The sequence below is a fragment of the Streptomyces sp. NPDC046925 genome, assembly GCF_040644915.1.
Taxonomy (GTDB): domain Bacteria; phylum Actinomycetota; class Actinomycetes; order Streptomycetales; family Streptomycetaceae; genus Streptomyces.
Map to the genome: position 1 here is coordinate 126,486 of NZ_JBEYWZ010000001.1, position 17,217 is coordinate 143,702.

At 73.2% G+C, this 17,217-nt stretch carries 13 protein-coding genes; 10 read left to right on the forward strand and 3 right to left on the reverse strand.

Features of this window, described 5'->3' with window-relative positions; all coding sequences use genetic code 11:
• Nucleotides 1-18 precede the first annotated feature (18 nt).
• The 7 genes from ABZ906_RS00500 to ABZ906_RS00530 all read left to right on the forward strand — a co-directional run bounded on the left by ABZ906_RS00500 (nt 19) and on the right by ABZ906_RS00530 (nt 8,446).
• On the forward strand, nt 19-615 hold the full coding sequence (locus tag ABZ906_RS00500; RefSeq protein ID WP_361197718.1) for a DUF5998 family protein: 597 nt from the start codon (nt 19-21) through the stop codon (nt 613-615).
• Nucleotides 615-1,808, forward strand: a complete 1,194-nt coding sequence (locus ABZ906_RS00505; RefSeq protein ID WP_361197715.1) for a nucleotide pyrophosphatase/phosphodiesterase family protein — start codon at nt 615-617, stop codon at nt 1,806-1,808. Before ABZ906_RS00500 ends, ABZ906_RS00505 begins: the two co-directional genes overlap by 1 nt.
• Nucleotides 1,809-1,862: 54 nt before the next feature.
• Entirely contained in the window at nt 1,863-2,513 is a 651-nt protein-coding gene (locus ABZ906_RS00510) for a thymidine kinase (RefSeq protein WP_361197977.1), read from the forward strand.
• Nucleotides 2,514-2,679: 166 nt separating this feature from the next.
• Nucleotides 2,680-3,660: an AfsA-related hotdog domain-containing protein gene (locus ABZ906_RS00515; protein WP_361197712.1), complete on the forward strand. Its 981-nt coding sequence runs from the start codon at nt 2,680-2,682 to the stop codon at nt 3,658-3,660.
• A 7-nt stretch (nt 3,661-3,667) separates the two neighbouring features.
• Nucleotides 3,668-6,352 carry a BTAD domain-containing putative transcriptional regulator gene (locus tag ABZ906_RS00520; protein ID WP_361375681.1) on the forward strand — a complete coding sequence of 895 codons (2,685 nt, stop codon included), beginning with the start codon at nt 3,668-3,670 and terminating at the stop codon, nt 6,350-6,352.
• A 132-nt stretch (nt 6,353-6,484) separates the two neighbouring features.
• The gene (locus ABZ906_RS00525; protein WP_361197705.1) at nt 6,485-6,925 is read left to right on the forward strand and encodes an SRPBCC domain-containing protein; all 441 of its coding nucleotides are present in this window, start codon (nt 6,485-6,487) and stop codon (nt 6,923-6,925) included.
• A 270-nt stretch (nt 6,926-7,195) separates the two neighbouring features.
• Nucleotides 7,196-8,446 (forward strand): FAD-dependent oxidoreductase, encoded by a 1,251-nt coding sequence (locus tag ABZ906_RS00530; protein WP_361375684.1) that lies wholly within the window; start codon nt 7,196-7,198, stop codon nt 8,444-8,446.
• 90 nt (nt 8,447-8,536) lie between these two features.
• Here the strand turns inward: ABZ906_RS00530 and ABZ906_RS00535 are convergent, their stop codons facing one another.
• Complete coding sequence (locus ABZ906_RS00535) at nt 8,537-9,775, reverse strand: cytochrome P450 (protein ID WP_361375687.1); 1,239 nt, start codon at nt 9,773-9,775, stop codon at nt 8,537-8,539.
• A gap of 120 nt (nt 9,776-9,895) precedes the next feature.
• Entirely contained in the window at nt 9,896-10,312 is a 417-nt protein-coding gene (locus ABZ906_RS00540) for a DUF4260 family protein (protein ID WP_361375690.1), read from the reverse strand.
• A 400-nt stretch (nt 10,313-10,712) separates the two neighbouring features.
• On the opposite strand from ABZ906_RS00540, the gene ABZ906_RS00545 reads away from it, so the two are divergent.
• Together ABZ906_RS00545 and ABZ906_RS00550 are read left to right on the forward strand one after the other, a co-directional pair.
• Complete coding sequence (locus ABZ906_RS00545) at nt 10,713-11,489, forward strand: alpha/beta fold hydrolase (RefSeq protein WP_361375693.1); 777 nt, start codon at nt 10,713-10,715, stop codon at nt 11,487-11,489.
• A gap of 171 nt (nt 11,490-11,660) precedes the next feature.
• Complete coding sequence (locus ABZ906_RS00550) at nt 11,661-13,202, forward strand: 1-deoxy-D-xylulose-5-phosphate synthase N-terminal domain-containing protein (RefSeq protein ID WP_361375696.1); 1,542 nt, start codon at nt 11,661-11,663, stop codon at nt 13,200-13,202.
• 75 nt (nt 13,203-13,277) lie between these two features.
• Here the strand turns inward: ABZ906_RS00550 and ABZ906_RS00555 are convergent, their stop codons facing one another.
• Nucleotides 13,278-14,822, reverse strand: coding sequence for an MFS transporter (locus tag ABZ906_RS00555; protein WP_361200474.1), 1,545 nt, complete (start codon nt 14,820-14,822; stop codon nt 13,278-13,280).
• A 366-nt stretch (nt 14,823-15,188) separates the two neighbouring features.
• On the opposite strand from ABZ906_RS00555, the gene ABZ906_RS00560 reads away from it, so the two are divergent.
• Nucleotides 15,189-17,123, forward strand: coding sequence for an HAD-IIIC family phosphatase (locus tag ABZ906_RS00560; RefSeq protein ID WP_361375699.1), 1,935 nt, complete (start codon nt 15,189-15,191; stop codon nt 17,121-17,123).
• The last annotated feature ends 94 nt before the right edge of the window (nt 17,124-17,217 follow it).

Consider the following 17,217-nt stretch of genomic DNA (forward strand, 5'->3'; position numbering starts at 1 on the left):
CCTCCGCCGGGTCGTAGGATGGACGGCATGGCAAAGACCGGTACGACGACCCAGGGGCTGCGCGCGGCGATCGAGCGCAGCGGCTACTACCCGGCCCTCGTGGCCGAGGCGGTGGAGGCCGCGATCGGCGGCGAACCCATCGGGTCGTACCTGGTCCACCAGGAGACCACGTTCGACGCGAACGAAGTGCGCCGGCACGTGACGGTCCTCGTCCTGACCGGCAACCGCTTCATCGTCAGCCACACGGACGAGCAGGCGGCGGACAGCACCTCCCCGACGCCGTACGCGACGACCTCCACGGAGTCCGTGAAGATCGGCCGGATCTCCTCGGTCGTCGTCAGCCGTGTCGTCGCCAACCCCGAGAAGTACGTTCCGGGCTCGCTGCCCCGCGAGGTCGTCCTGACCATCGGCTGGGGCGCCGTGGCGCGCATCGACATCGAGCCCGCCGCCTGCGGTGACCCCAACTGCGAGGCGGACCACGGCTACACCGGCAGCTCCACCGCCGACGACCTCAGCCTGCGCGTCAGCGAGGCGGGCGACGGCCCGGACACCGTGCGCCAGACCCTTGCCTTCGCACAGGCGCTGTCCGAGGCGACCGCGGACACCGCCCGCTGATGTCCCTGCCCGCCTGGGACGACGTACAGCCGCTCTCCCTCGACTCCGCCCCCCTGCCCGAGTACGGCGTCGGCTCGCTCGCCGACCTGCTGCCCACGCTCGTCGCGCACCAGGGCGTCGAAGGCTTCGCACCCGTCATCCAAGAACTCGCCCCGGCCGACCGGAACTGCGTCTTCCTGATCGACGGCCTCGGCTGGGAGCAGCTGCGCGCCCACCCGGCGGAGGCGCCCTTCCTGACCTCGCTCATCAGTTCGTCCCGTGGCAATACGGGCCGTCCGATCACCGCCGGCTTCCCCGCCACCACGGCGACCTCGCTCGCCTCGGTCGGCACGGGCCTGCCGCCCGCCTCGCACGGACTGCCCGGCTACACCGTCCGCAACCCCGCCACCGGCGAGCTGATGAACCAGCTCCGCTGGAACCCGTGGACGGACCCCCGCAAGTGGCAGCCGTACCCCACCGTCTTCCAGCAGGCCCACGCCGCGGGTGTGCACACCGCCCAGGTGTCGTCGCCGACCTTCGAGCGGACCCCGCTCACCAAGATCGCGCTGAGCGGCGGCACCTTCCGGGGCAAGCTCTCCGGCGAGGACCGCATGGACCTCGCCGCCGAGCAGCTGGGCGCGGGTGACCGGTCCCTGGTCTACACGTACTACGCGGAGGTCGACGGCAAGGGTCACCGCTTCGGCGTCGACTCCGACGCCTGGCGCGGCCAGCTCATGTACGTCGACCGCCTCGTCCAGCGGCTGGCCGAGCAACTCCCGCCGCGCAGCGCCCTGTACGTCACCGCCGACCACGGCATGCTCGACATCCCCTTCGACGAGCAGTCCCGCATCGACTTCGACGAGGACTGGGAGCTGCGCGCCGGTGTCGCCCTCCTCGGCGGCGAGGGCCGCGCCCGCCACGTGTACGCGGTGCCGGGCGCCGAGAACGACGTCCTGACCGTCTGGCGCGAGGTGCTCGGCGAGCAGTTCTGGGTGGCGGGCCGCGACGAGGCGATCGCGGCGGGCTGGTTCGGCCCGCCGGGCGCCGTCGACGAGCGGGTCCGCGGGCGCATCGGCGATGTCATCGCGGCGGCCCACGACGACGTGGCGATCATCGCCACCGAGAAGGAGCCCAAGGAGTCGGCCCTGGTCGGCATGCACGGTTCCATGACCCCCGTCGAGCAGCTCGTGCCCCTGATCGAAGTACGCTCCTGACCGGACCTCCCTTGAGCACTGCACGCCGTACGCCCCGAAAGGCCGCAACTCCCCATGCCCGAGCTGGTGTTCTTCTCCGGAACGATGGACTGCGGAAAGAGCACGCTGGCTCTGCAGATCGAGCACAACCGCTCGGCCCGCGGCCTGAAAGGGATGATCTTCACCCGTGACGACCGCGCGGGCGAGGGCAAGCTCTCCTCGCGGCTCGGCCTCGTCACGGACGCGATCGAGGCCGCGGACGACTTCGACTTCTACGCCCATCTCGTCGACCATCTCTCGCGGGGCGGACGCGCGGACTACGTGATCGTGGACGAGGCGCAGTTCCTCGCCCCCGGGCAGATTGACCAGCTCGCCCGGGTCGTGGACGACCTGGGGCTCGGCGTCTTCGCCTTCGGCATCACCACGGACTTCCGCTCCAAGCTCTTCCCCGGCTCGCAGCGCCTGGTCGAACTCGCCGACCGCGTCGAGGTGTTGCAGGTCGAGGCCCTGTGCTGGTGCGGCGCCCGCGCCACCCACAACGCCCGCACCATAGGCGGTGCGATGGTCGTGGAAGGCGCCCAGGTCGTCGTCGGCGACGTCAACCACGCGGCGGACGAGGTGGGTTACGAGGTGCTGTGCCGCCGCCACCACCGCAAGCGGATGACGAGCGCCACGTCGCACGCGGCGGCCCTGTCGCCGGACGTCCTGCCGGTCACTCCCGGCTGAGCGCCGCCCGCTCGCCCGCCCGCCGTACGGGCGTGCGGGGAGGGCGTGCGGGGACACGCATGAATTCGTCATGTTGAAGGCATGACGGCGAGGATTCCCTGGTCGGCGGGGTGTGACCGAGACTCGAACGTGCCAAGGATTCGGTCGCCCGCCCCGAAGGACTGCCATGGACATCGTGCCCGAGCTTTCGCCGTTCTTCCGCGGTCCTCAGCACTTGGTGCACAAGCCGGAAAGCCCCGAGGCCTTCCTCCTCGACGCGGGCGCACCCGTGCGGCAGAGCTTCACCTACGCGACCGAACTGCCCGAAGGACACCCGCTGTTCGGCGATGTGGCCGCGCCCTTCCACGATCTGCTCTTCCCCGTCGAGGCGCTGCGGCACGCCGCCCTCTTCGCGGCCCGGCAGTACTTCCGGGTGCCGCCGCAGCGGATCACCGCCGTCTCCGCGAGCGGCACGGAGATCACCGACGTGGCCCCGTGGCGGCACTCCGGCGGGCCCGCCCGGATCGCGCTCGAACTCGCCCTCACCCCGGTCAACGTGATCACGGGAGTGCCCCGCGGCCTTGAATGCGAGGCCGTCGTGTCGATCGGCGGACGGCGCTGCGGAACGGCCGGTGCCGAGCTCGTCTTCCTCTCGCCCGGAGTGCACCGCGGACACCGCGAGGCGGGCCGGCGGCAGAGCGAACAGAGCCTCCTGGCCGGACACGGGCAGTTCGCGGTGACCGGCGTGCCCGCGCCCGAACGCGTGGGGCGCCGCAGCTCCCGCAACGTACTCGTGGGCCTTCCGGTCGAGGGCGAGGACGAACGGCTCGTCTTCCCCGTGGACCTGGACGCCGCGGGACAGGTGCTCGGCGACGAGGTGCCCGCGGCGCTGTTCCTGGAGGCCTCGCGGCAGGCCGCCCTGATGGCCGCCGCCGAGCTGCACGGATTCGTCACGTCGCACGCGCTGCTCACCCGCTGGCACGGTGACTTCCGCGGCTTCGCCGAACCCGCGCTCCCCCTCCACTGCGCGGTGCACCCGCAGAAGCCGGACGACGGGGGCATCGTGCGGGATGCCGCCGGGCTGCCCACGGCGCGGTTACGCCTCGACTTCCTGCAGGGCGACCGCGAAGTGGCCAGGGTGTCCGCGTCCGTACTGCAGGACTGCTAGGCACGCCATGCGATTCCGAGTGCTCGGACCGGTACGGATGGCACCGCGGGCGCCGACCGCGGCCAAGCCGCGCGTGGTGCTCGCCACCCTGCTCATGCAGAGCAACAGCGTGGTGTCGACACACGCCCTCATCGACGAACTGTGGAGCGAGGAGCCGCCCCGCACGGCCGCCACCACCCTCCAGGTCTACGTCTCCCACCTGCGCAAGGCGCTCGCGGACGGCGTCGCGGGCGTCGGGGACGGCGCGCAGCCGCTGCTGACCGTGCCGCCCGGCTATCTGCTCCGGGTCGCCGACGACGACCTCGACCTGCTGGTCTTCGAGACGTTACGGGACGAGGGGCGGGCGGCCTACGGGCGCAAGGACTACGCGGAGGCCTCCCGGCGGCTCTCGCGGGCGCTCGCCCTGTGGACGGGCCCCGCCCTCTCCGGCATTCCGCACGGGCCGACCCTGCAGACCTCCGCGATCCGGCTCGACGAGCTGCGCCTGGAGGCCCTGGAGCAGCGGATCTCCGCCGATCTGCGCATGGGCCGCCACCAGGAGCTGATCGGTGAACTCATGGCGCTCGCCCATGACCACCCCCTGCGCGAGACCCTGCACTGCCATCTGATGGTCGCGCTGTACCGCTCGGGACGGCAGTCGGACGCCCTGCACGTCTACCACCGGGCCCGCCGCGGACTCGTCGACGAACTCGGGGTGGAACCCGGCCCCGTGATGAGCCGCCTCCTGGAGCGGATCCTCGCCTCCGACCCCGCGCTGACCTGGCAGCAGGACACTCCCCGTACCCCCGGGACTCCGCACCGCCCGGCGGGGCCCGTGGTGCGGCTGCCGGGACCGGTGGACCACTTCACCGGGCGCGAGAGCCAACTGGCCCTGGGCAGACGGTTCCTGGCGGGCGCCGGGCCGCTGCCGGGGCGGGTGCTCGCGATGTCCGGGCGGGCCGGGGCCGGGAAGACCGCCCTCGCGGCGCGCCTCGCGCACGACGCGGGCGATCTCTTCCCCGACGGCCGGGTGCTGCTGTTGCTGCGCGACGCCGGTGGGCGCGTCCTGACCCCGCATGCCGCTCTGACGACGCTGCTGCGCCGGCTGCGAGGCGGCAGGGAAGACGCGCCGCCCGTGGTGGGCGGCGCCCAGGGGGAGTCAGCCGGTGCCGCTCCGGAGTCCGAACCCGCCGATCTGGTCTACGAGTTGACCAAGGCCCGCAAGATGCTCATCGTCCTGGACGACGCGGTGTCCGAGGCGCAGGTGCGGCCGGTGCTCGCCGCGCTGCCCGACAGCACGGTCCTGCTGACCGGGCGGCACGCGCTCGGCGCCCTCGACGGCGTACAGCACCTCGTCCTCGACGTGTTCAGCCGGGAGGAGGCGGAAGAACTGCTCGTGCGGTGCGGCGGTCCCGCGATGCGCGAGGACCCGGCCGCCGTCGGCGAGACCGCCCGGCTGTGCGGCAACCTGCCGCTCGCGCTGCGCGTGGCCGCCGCGGGGCTCGCGGCGCGGCCGCACTGGAGCGCCGCGGACCTCGTGGCACGGCTCGCCGACGAGCGGACCCGGCTCAGCTCGCTCGAACTCGGCGACCTCGACGTGCGCAGCAGTCTGCTGACCGCCTACCGGGACGTGGGGATACAGGGACGGCAGGCGTTCCGGCTGCTCGGGCTCGCCCCGCTGCCCGACTTCCCGCTGTGGAGCGCGGCGGCGCTGCTCGACACGGAACTCCCGCAGGCCGAGCGGCACACCGAGGAGCTGGTGCGCGCCCGGCTCCTGGAGGCCGGCGCCCGCCCGGGGCAGCTGACCACGGTGCGCTACGGCTTCCACCCCCTGCTGCGGTCCCTCTCCCTCGAACTGCTCGACAGGCGGCCGGTGTCGGCGACCGACCGGCTCGGCCGTGCCTTCCTGGCCCTCGCGCGGCACGCCGACGCCCTGCTCGCGCCGGGGCGCGACCCTCTGGGGGACACCCTTCGGCCTCCGGCCGGCATCAGCCCCGAGGCGCTGATCGGATCGGCGCCCCTCCAGTGGTTCCGGGAGGAGGCGGCGGGCCTCCTGGAGACCGTGCGGCAGACGCACGCGGCCGGACTCTGGCAGCTCTGCTCCGCCCTGGCGTCGGCGTCGGCGGGCTACTACGAGACCGGGGCGCTGTGGGACGACTGGGCGCAGGGGCATCAACTCGCCCTGGACGCGGCGCGGCAGGCCGGTGACCCGCACGCGGAGGCCGCGGTCCTTCGCTCCCTCGGCGATCTGGCGTGGCAGCGGCAGGAGACGGCGACGGCCGTCGACCGCTACCGCCTCGCCTGGCACCTCTTCACCCGCTGCGGGGACCGCGCGTCCGCCGCCCGCTGCTTGTCCGGCGAGGCGGACGTCATGCTCGGGCAGGGCCGCGGGGCGCGCGCCGAGCGCTGTTACGTGCGGGCGCTGTCGGCCGGGCAGGCCGAGAACGACCCCCGTGGCACCGCCGAGGCCCTGCGCGGCCTGGCCCTCGTGGCGCTGCGGGAGGGCCGGGCCGCCGAGGCCGGGGGCCGCCTCGCCGAGTGCGCGGCGCAGGCCCGGCGCGCGGGCGACCGGCGCTGGGAGGAGTACGCCACGCGCACGCTCGGCGCCGTGGAGGCGGCGGTGGCCGCGGGCCGCGAGGGAGACCTCGCGGGCCGGCCGCTGGAAGTCAGGCCGGGCGTGTGGCTGCTTTCGGCGCCCGTTCCCGGCCGCTGAAGGGACGCTTGCGCGGCCTCAAAGTGCTCTGCAACTCGCCGAGTTGACCCAGTAGCGTTACGTGGTGCCCCCCGGTGAGTGAATCCCGTGAGTGGCTCCCTGCGGGGACGCCACGGAAGGAGCGCAGAGACAGTGCGCCGTATCGCGTCCGAAGTCCAGATCAGCGCCGGTCCCGACGAGGTGTGGGCCGTGCTCACCGATTTCGAGCGTTTCCACGAGTGGAATCCGTTTCTGGTGCGGGCGGCGGGCCGGGCCGAGCCGGGCCAGCGCCTCATGCTGCGCTTCCGGCTGCCGAAGGGCGGCCGCGAGATGGTGTTCAAGCCGACCGTCCTGACGAGCGAGCCTGGCCGGCTGCTGCGCTGGCGGGGCAGGCTGGGCGTGCCCGGCGTGTTCGACGGGCTGCACTCCTTCGAGCTGACGCCGAGTGAGGGCGGCACGCACGTGTTGCAGAGCGAGACGTTCACCGGCGCGCTCGTCCCCGTCACGGGGTCCGTCATCCGGCAGAGCCAGGCGGGGTTCGGGATGCTGACCGATGCCCTGAAGGGGCGGGTGGAGGAGCGGGCCGCGCACTGAGGGCCGCAAGCCAGGAGCCGGGGGCCGGAAGCAGGGATCCGGGAGCCCGGGCCGAGCGGTCGAGCCCGCCGCCGGCCCCCGGGGGAGTGGGGCCGGCGGCGGGCTCGCCCCGGGGCCGCGCCGAACCGGTGCGGCGCATGTCCATCACCTTGCCGGGGCGCTCTAAAGGCGTACTTGGGCCCCGGGCCGGCGTACGGTCTGCAAGGGCCTCTTTAGCCGTTGCCGGGAGAGTCGAGCGACCGTGACTCCTCCGGAAAGGCAGCGTTGACGATGACAACTGAGCTGACCGCACAAGTGTGCGTGGTCGGAGGGGGTCCCGCGGGCCTCACCCTGGCCGTGGAGCTCGCCAAGCGCTCGGTCTCCGTCGTGGTCCTGGAGCAGAGCGGCCACTTCGACCGGTCGTTCCGCGGTGAGTCGGTCTCTCCCGACTCGGTGTGGCTCCTGGACCGCCTCGGCGTCCTGGGGCGGCTCGACGGCGCGTACCAGCAGATGCACCGCATGGAGATAGTGGACTCCGGCAGCGCCGTGCTGCGCGCCGACTTCACCCGCTTCCCGTATCCGCACCCCTACCCGGTCGAGATGCCGCAGCCCGCGCTCCTCTCGGCGCTCGCGGGGCTCGGCGAGGAGCACGCCGAGCACTTCACGCTGCTGCGCAAGGCCACGGCGGTGGGCCTGGTGCGGGAGGGCCGGGGGCCGGTGACCGGGGTGCGGGCGCGCACGCCGGACGGCGAGGTCACCGTGCACGCCGCCCTGACGGTGGCGGCGGACGGGCGGTTCAGCAAGGTGCGGGAGATGTCCGGGCTGCCCTACACCCGCGTGCCGCTTGAGCGGGACGTGGTGTGGCTGAAGCTGCCGTTCCCGGGGGAGTGGGACGACCGCACGTACCGCATCCGCATCGAGGGCGATCAGCACGGCCTGTTCATCCCCACCCGCCCCGACAGCGTGCGGGTGGGCTTCAACATCCCCAAGGGCGGCCTCAAGGAGCTGCGCGCCAAGGGTCTGCCCGCCCTGTACGAGCGCCTCGACCGGCTCGCCCCCGAGCTGTCCGGCGCGGTGCGCTCCGAGATCCGCAGTTGGTCGGACACCTCGATGCTCGACATCTTCACCACCCTGGTGCCGCGCTGGTCCTGCCCCGGCCTGGTCCTCACCGGCGACGCCGCGCACACCCTGACGCCGATCCTGGGGCAGGGCGTCAACCACGCCATCATCGACGCGGTGACGCTGGCGCCGCTGGTGCAGGAGGCCTTCGCGGCCGGCGGTTCGGTCGCCGAACTGGAGCGGGCCTGCGGGGAGTTCCAGCAGGCCAGGGAGGTCTCCGTGAGCAAATCGCGGGGGCTCCAGCTGCGCCAGGAGCGGCTCTTCGCGCTGCACGGCGCGGGCGGCACGCTCCGGCGCACCCTGTACCGGGTCGTGGACCGCAGCCAGCGGCTGAAGCAGCGGGTGCTCGCGGGGGCGTACTTCCAGTTGCAGGAGACGGGCCCGCACGCGGTGCCCACGCACCGGCCCACCTCGCGTGTGTGACCCAGGCGCCGCTGCACGGCGAAGGCCCTGACTCCGGGCGGGAGTCAGGGCCTTCGCCGTGCCCGTGCTGGACGTGCGGCACGGGGGAAGTCACCAGGCGACGGGCAGCCGGGTCAGGCCGTGCACCATCATCCCGGTCGTCATGCGCAGGTCGGCGACGTCCTCGGCGAGCTTCAGGGCGGGGAAGCGGCGCAGCAGTGAGCCGATGACGATCTGCAGTTCGGCGCGGGCGAGGGCCGCGCCGAGGCAGTGGTGCGGCCCGTGGCCGAAGGCGACGTGCTGGGTCGCCGAGGGGCGCCGGGGGTCGAAGTCGGCGGGCGAGCCCTCGGGGAAGCGCGCCGCGTCCTGATTGGCCGAGCAGATCGCCGCGAGCACGGCGCTGCCCTTGGGGATGAGCGTGCCGCCGAGCTCGACGTCCTCCAGGGTGATGCGCAGCGGCCCGCCGTCGCCGATCGGGTTGATCCGCATCAGCTCCTCGACGGCGTGCTCGATCATGTCGGGGTTCTCGCGCAGCGCGGCCAGGTGCTCGGGGTGGCGCAGCAGGGTCAGCACACAGGTGCCGATCATGGAGACGGTCGTCTCGTGTCCGGCGACGAGCAGCGTGATGCACATCGTGATCAGCTCGTGCTCGGTGAGCCGGCCCTCGTCGTCGTGGGCGGCGACGAGCGCGCCGATGAGGTCGTCGGTGGGCTCGTCGCGTTTGCGCTGGATGAGAGCCGCCAGGTACGCGATCATCGACGTGCGCTGGGCCGCGGTCTCCTCGGGAGTGTGCGAGGTGAGCGACACGAAGGCGTCGGACCAGGCGCGGAAGCGGCCCCGGTCCTCGAAGGGCACGCCGAGCAACTCGCAGATGACCATCACCGGCAGCGGGAACGCCAGTTCGGTGTTGAGGTCGACGGGCGGCGCGAGACGCTCCATCGAGTCGAGCAGCCCGTCGGTGAGTTCCTGGATGCGCGGACGCAGCCGCTGCACGCGACGCCCGGTGAACTCCCGCAGGACCAGCTTGCGCAGCCGGGTGTGCTCGGGCGGGTCCATCGTGAACAGGCCGCCGGCCAGCGGGGGAGTGCTGGACAGTTGCGGGGCGCCGGGCTCGACGGTGGCGGCGCGGCTGAAGCGGGGGTCGGCGAGCACGGTGCGCACGTCGTCGTAGCGGGTGACCACGTGCCCCGGGTCACCGCTCGGCAGGCGTACGTGAGCGACGGGGCACCGCTCCCTCAACTCCTCGTACACGGGCGGTACTTCGATGGCGGAGGGCCGGTGGAACGGGTAGCTCAGGGTCGGCTCGGCGGCACTCGCGCCGTCGGGGGCCGGCTGGTCTTCGATGTCCATGGGTGCTGCCTCCATGAAGGGGGTCAGGGCTCGTGAGATCGTCGCGACGCGGGCTTGTGGCGCGGCAAAGGCCGGGGCGGGGGCGGGGGCGGGGCGTGAGGGCGTGGGCGTGCGGGCGGTTCAGCGCTGCCAGCCGTCGGGCGTGCGCAGCCCGTATCCCAGGGACCGGTCGAGGGCGATGTGCAGCAGCCACGCCAGGCCGAAGGTGAAGGGCGCGGCATTCTGGCCGGGACCGTCCGCGAGCAGCGCCACGACCGTCATCCAGACCAGCGGCCCGACCGGCCGGTGGACGAGGTTGTACGCGCCCACCGTGCCGCGCGGCAGCTGTCCGTGCCGGTGCGGGCCCGAGGCGCCGACGAAGAACGACAGGTCAGGTGCGATGAAGCCGAGCACGCCGAGCGGGATGACCCAGCCCGCGTGCTTGACCATCTCGAACACGACCCAGACGAGCAGGAACGCGCCGAGCAGCGCCCAGGCGGCGCGGACCGCCACCGGCGTCGAACTGCGGGTGGCTTCCCGGGCGGCGGGAGACGTCATGAACTCACTCCTAGTGAGGGGGTGCGCGGGCAGGAGATGCGGGCGCGTGCGGGCGTACGGCATGCGTCGGCGCCACCCTGGCGGAACGCCCTAAAGACCCGCCTAAGTCCCGTCCGGGCCCGCCCGAGTCACTTCCGGATCCGCCTGAGTCCTGGCCGCCGAGCCCCCTCCGCCCCCCGGATTTGGCCGTCCTTTAGCCGTCGACCGCACGCTGCGTGATGTGTCGGTCGGGGGTCCGCTCCGCAGTGGATCCGGCGCCCTCCCGGCCGGGCAGTGACCTCGCCCGCGCATGTCCATCCTGTGCGGGCCCGGCTCCGCCCGTCCGATCGGCCGCCGGCCGAGCGCCGCGCGGCGGACCCCGCCGGCACACCCACGCAGGACGGACCCGAGGCGGAGCACAATGACGCGATACCTGGCCCGGAGCAGCATCGACGAGAGTTCGAGCGCGGACTTACGGCTGTTCTGTTTCCCGTACGCGGGCGGCGGCGCATCGGCGTACGGGCGCTGGCAGCGCACCCTGGACGCCCACGGCGCGGGGGTGCGGGTCATGCCCATCCAGCTCCCCGGCCGCGAAGGGCGCATCGACGAACCGCGGTTCACCGACCTGCGCGCCCTGATCGACGACATGGATGCCCAGCTCGACGACGAACTGGAGATGCCCCACATCTTCTACGGGCACAGCATGGGCGCGCTGATCGCCTACTCGCTCGCCTGGCGGCGGCAGCAGCGCTGCGCCCCGCTGCCCCTCGCGGTCGTGCTGAGCGCCTACCGGGCACCGCACCTGCCCGCGCCGCAGATCGCCCGCCCGGAGGCGAGCGACGAGGAGCTGATCGAGAGCCTGGCCGCGCTCGGCGGCATCCCCCAAGTCCTCCTGAACCACCCGGACTTCCTCTCCGCGCTGCTTCCGGTGGCCCGCGACGACCTGCTGCTGTGCACGGGCGACGCGGCCTCGTACACCTCCGAGCCGCTGCGGGTGCCGCTGCACCTGTTCGCCGGCCGCAGGGACCGCCTCGTGTCGGTGCCCGAGGTGGTCTCGTGGCGGCGGCACGCGGGACGGGGCTGCGAGGTGCGGACCATGCCGGGCGGGCACTTCTTCGTCCGGGCCCACGAGGAGGCGTTCCTGGGCGAACTGGCCCCGCTGGTACGGCAGTACGCGCGGGTGCCCGTCGCCGCGTGACGGCGCGGACCCGATACGGCACCACGGCGGCCGGACCATGAATTGCTCATGGTCCGGCCCTCGCGCACGCACGGTCCGGCCCGTGTCCGGATCACTGTCCCGGTACGCCCCCGCGTGCCACCGTGAAGGGTCGCCGGAGCGGGCCGCGACCTGATCAGGAGGTGCGCTGTGATGCCGGAGACCCAGCCGTGGCCGCTCGTGCTCGACGACGTGTACGGGCCGCACGACGTACGCGCCCTGCGGCCGGCGCGACTGCCCGCGCTGGCCGTGGAGGTACGGAAACTCCTCGCCCCCCACCCCGGCGCGGACACCACCGTCGAGTTGGGCATCGCCCTGCACCGCGTCTTCGACTCCGCCCGGGACCAGGTGGCCTGGGAGAGACCCCGGTGGGCGTACGCCTATGAACTGCTGCGGAACCGCGCCGAGTTCATGAACCGGATCGGCGCCACCGAAGCCCTCGGCACCCGGGCCCTCTCGTACGCCGAAGGGCTCGCCCGCGCCTTTCTGCTCGGCGGGCGCACCGACCGGCACGCCGTCGCCGTCGTGGACGGCGCGACCCTCGCGACCGACGCGGCCAGGGAAGCCCTCGACTCCCTCGCCCGGACCCCCGGACTGCGGATCGTCGTCGTGGTCATCGGAGAGGAGAGCGGTGGCCCGGGGTCGCACAGCGGTGCGCGGGGTGGGCTCACCGGCCGGATCGGGGGCGCGCTGCGCCGCGCTCCGCTCGTCGGGGCGAGCCTGTACGACGCGTTCGGCGGGCCGGGTCTCGACCACACCGGGCCGGTCGACGGCTCCAGCCCCGCGCGGCTTGAGTCCGCGCTGCGTGCGGCCAGGGACGCGGGACGCCCGGCGGTCGTCCACTGCGTGGCCCCCGGGCGGGCCAGGCCCGGGCGGATCGGCCTCGCGCCGTCCCGGTCGTGGGCGGCCGTCTTCGCCGAGGAACTGGCCGAGGCCGGGGCGGAGCAGCCGCACGTCGTCGCGGTGGGCGCTGCCCGGCGGCTTCCCCGTGTCTTCGCGGAGTTCGCCGCCCTTGACCCGGAGCGTGCCTTCGCCGCGGGCGGCAGCCGGGAGCACGCCGCCTACTGCGCGGCGGGACTCGCCGCCGAGGGGCTGCATCCCGTGGTCGCCGTGCCCGACGGGGTGCCGGCGGCCGCGGCCCGCCGTGGGCGCGGGACGACTTTCGTGCTCGGCGGTGCGCTGTCCCCGGCCGGGCTGCCGGACGGGGTGCGCTGTGCGGTGCCGCGTGACGGGGCGAGTTTGCGGGCGCGGCTGCGGGAGGCCCTGGGGATCGGGGACGCGCCCACCGCGGTGTGCTTCCCCGAAGGGCCCGTGCCCCCGGACGTCGAGGCCGTGGCCCACGACCGGGGGCTCGACGTGCTCTGCCGTGCGCCGCAGCGGCTGCCCGACGACGTACTCATCGTGTCCGTCGGGGCCATGGCCCGGATCTGCCTGGACGCGGCCCGGCTGCTCGACGAGCGGGGGGTGGGGGTGACCGTCGTGGACCCGGGATGGATCACACCGCTGCCCGCACGGCTCGGTGAACTCGCCGCCGAGCACGCTCTTTCGGTGACGGTGCGGGACTTTGCGGTGTCCGTGTCCGTATCCGTATCCGTATCCGGGGCCGTTGAGGCGGTCGGCGGTGCCTCGCTGACCGCCGCCGCCCTCGCGGAGAGCGTCGCGCTGCGGCTCGGAGAACTCCACGATGCCGGCTGATCCCCCCGTACGCCGCTGTGGCCCGCCGTCCCGTCATCCGGGAAGCGGGCCACAGCGGCGTAGGAAGGGGCGGGCTCAGCCCACGGTCTGCGCGGGGGACTTGACCGCCGGGGCCGCGGGGGTGTCCTCCGCCGTGGCCGTGCTCTCCGTGCCGGCCGAAGCGAGGGGGCCGCGCCGGAAGCCGAGGAGCCCGGTGAGCACCGACAGGGCCAGGAAGACGAGCAGGACCGTGAACGCGGACTGCAAACCGTTCACCAGCGCGACATCAGGCCCCACGCCGTGCGCGGCCTCCGATGCCGTCTTGTGGTTGAGCACCGTCACGGCGACGGCGATACCGAACGCGGCACCGATCTGCGTCGAGGCGTTGAGCAGCGCGGACGTGGTCCCCGCGTCCTCGTCGGTCGCCTCCGACGTGCCCACGACCGGGGTCGGGATCAGGCAGAACACCAGGCCGACACCGAACAGCGTGGTGGCCGGAAGGAGGAAGCTCCAGTAACCGGTGTGCACGGGCAGGCCGATCAGCATGACGACACAGCCCGCCAGCGCGACCGTACCGGCCAGGTACATGTTCCGCGGTCCCGTCCTGCCGATCAGGGTGGAGGCCAGGGGAGCCAGGACCATCAGCGCGATGCTCACCGGCAGATACGCGAGGCCGGTCCGCAGCGGGCTGTAGCCGAGAACGCCCTGCATCCACAGCGGAAGCAGGAAGAAGATCGGCATCATGATCGCCGCGGTGAGGAACTCGCCGAGACCGCCCGCCACCACGGAACGCGAACGGAAGAGCCGCAGCGGTACGAGCGGCGCCTTGCTGCGCCCCTCCACCACGACGAACGCGACGAGGAGCGCGGCCGCGCCGGCGAAGGCACCCAGGGTGCGCCAGTCCGTCCAGCCGTGGTCGCCGGAGGTCACGATGGCGTACACGAGCAGCAGCAGACCGCCGGTCGCCGTGACGGCTCCCGCCAGGTCCTTCGCGGGACGCTCGCCCGAGGGGCGGGGCGCCTTGATGAGGACGAGAGCGGCGGCGCCGACGAGCAGGCCGACCGGCACGTTGATCCAGAACGCCCAGCGCCAGTCGACGTTGGCGATGGCTCCGCCCAGGATGGTGCCGGTGCTCGCGCCGATCCCGATGACCGCGCCCCAGACGCCGAACGCCTTCGCCCGTTCCTTGGTGTCGGGGAACGTCGTCACCAGGATGGACAGCGAGGCGGGCGAGAGGGCGGCGGCGCCGATGCCCTGGAGCGCACGCGCGGTGAGCAGCGCGCCCTCCGAATCGGCGATTCCGGCGCCCAGCGAGGCGAGCGTGAACAGCGCGAGGCCGGCCAGGAAGACGAGGCGGCGGCCGAGTACGTCGGCGAGCCGGCCGCCGAGCAGCAGGAGGCCTCCGAAGAGGAGGACGTAGATGTTCATGACCCACTGCAGGCCGGTGGTCGACAGGCCGATGGCGTCCTTGAGCTCGGGGCCCATCACGTTGACGACGGACGAGTCGATGGCGATGACGAACTGGGCAAGGGAGATGACTCCGAGCACCCACCAGCGCCGGGGGTCTGGCGGAGCGGTGGCGGCAGGTGCGGACGCCCCCGCGTGAGCGGTACCCCGCTCGGGAGCCGGGTCGGTCTTCATGAGGTCTCCTCGCATGCCGGGCCGGGGTGGCCGGCGGGGACTGGATGTTCCGGGTCGGACGTGCGTGCAGGTACGGCATCGTGCGCGCGCCCGCTTGCGCCTCGCTGAAGCCCCCAGCTCCGGCTTCCGCCGGGTGCGCCTATTCCGGCTCGCGCCGGGCGGGGCCTATCCGGCCCGCGCAGGGCGCGCCCTGCGCGTTCCGCCTGCGCCCTGCGGTTTGCGGCCTGCGCGTTCCGTCTGCGGCCTGGGGCTTGGGGCCTGCGGCCTGCAACCGCCCCTTTAGCTGCCCCGATCACGGTGGTTGGTCTGGAGCGGCGGTGATGGGTGTGCGGGTGGCTGCCGCGCTACTGACGGGAGAAGCGGAACGTGACCACAGCAGTGACGACCCCCGAGGCGGAGCGGCTGGGGCCGCTCGACCGGCTCCGTGCCCTGCACCAGGAGGGGCGGATCGCGGCCGAGTACCCGGCGGTGCCCGCGCTCCTGGCCGAACTCATCGGTCACGACGCGGACTTCGCGGCCCTGGCCCGCGCCGGGCGGCTGCTCGCCCGGGTCTCCCCGGAGAGCATCAGAGAGCTGCACCCGGGCGCCGCACCGGCGACCGTGGCGCTGACCGGGCACGGCATGCTGGACGCGCTGCCCCCGGCGCTCACCGCCCAGTTCGCCCGGCACGGCATACCGGTGCGGATCTCCGACGCCGAGTACGACTCCTGGCTGCGGGACCTCCAGGACACGACGAGCCCGCTGTACGAGCCCGGCACGGAACTCGCCCTGTGCGTCCTGGACGCGCAGCTCGTGTTCGACGAGCTCCCGCTGCCCTGGCAGATCACGGACCTGGCCGCCGCCCTGGACGGCAAGCTGAAGCAGCTCGCCGGACTCGTCGCGCGCTACACCGAGCACGGCCCCGGCACCCTGGTCCTCAACACCCTGCCGCTCCTGAGCAGCCACACGCACCAGCTCGTCGACCAGGCATCGCGCACCGAACTCGCCTGGCGTTGGCGCGAGTTCAACGCGGGGCTGCTGCGCCTTGCCGCCGACCACCCGCGCCTGCACGTGGTCGACCTGGACCCGCTGATCGCCGACGGCGGCCCGGTGCGCGACAGCAGGCTCGCCGCCTACGCGAAGGTGCACCTGGGGGAGGAGGTTCTGGGGCGGTACGCGCGGGAGGTCGGGCACCTGGCCCGGACTCTGCGCGGCCGCGCCAAGAAGGTCCTGGTCGTCGACCTCGACAACACCCTGTGGGACGGCATCCTCGGCGACGACGGCGCGGACGGCATCGCGGCGGCGACGACGTACCGCGGCGAGGCGTTCGGCAAGTTCCAGCGCACCGTCAAACAGATCGGCGCCCAGGGCGTACTGCTCGCGGTGTGCAGCAAGAACGACCGGGAACCGGTCGTCGACGTGTTGCGCGAGCACCCCGACATGACCCTGCGCGAGGCCGACTTCACGCGGATCAACGCCAACTGGGACCCGAAGGACGGAAACCTCCGCGACATCGCAGCGCGCCTCAACCTCGGCGTCGACAGCTTCGTCTTCGCCGACGACTCGCCCTTCGAGTGCGGTCTCGTGGCCGCGGGCCTGCCGGAAGTCGCCGTGGTCAGGCTCGACGAGGAACCCGCGCTGCACGTGGACCGGCTGCTCGCCGACGGCTGGTTCGACGTACGCGCGCTGACCGCGGAGGACCGGCTGCGCTCGGGCCAGTACCGCTCCGAGGCCGAGCGGCAGGACCTCCAGGAGAGCTCGGGCTCGATGGAGGACTATCTGCGGGCCCTGGACATCCGCCTGGAGATGTCGCCCGTACGCGACCACGAGGTGGCCCGCATCTCCCAGATCACCCTGCGCACCAACCAGTTCAACCTCACCACGCGCAGACTGCAGGAGGCCGACGTACAGGAGCGGCGCACCGATCCCGACCACCTCGTCCTGGCCCTGCGCGCCCGCGACAGGTTCGGCGACAACGGCGTGATCGGCGCCGTCTTCGCGCACCGCGACGACGGCACCCTGCACCTGGACAACATGCTGCTCAGCTGCCGGGTCTTCGCCCGCGGCATCGAGCAGGCGGCCCTGTCCGCCCTCCTCGCACACGCCAGGGACACCGGGGCGGCGGCCGTGCACGCGAGCTACCGGCCCACCGCGAAGAACCACCGCGTGCGCGGCTTCTACCCCTCGCTCGGCTTCGGGACGACCGCCGAAACGGTCGACGGAAGCCTTGAGTTCACCCACTCGCTCGGCGACATCCCGCCGGTCCCGGAACACCTCGCCCTGGACGCCGACTTCGCGCCGAGCGCCCGCCCGGCGGGCTGACATCAAGGCCGTCGAAACGTGTCAGGCCCCCGCACAAGCGGCACCCAAGCTCTCCGCCGCAGCATCGCATTGTCCGAAAAGACCAACGTCCGGC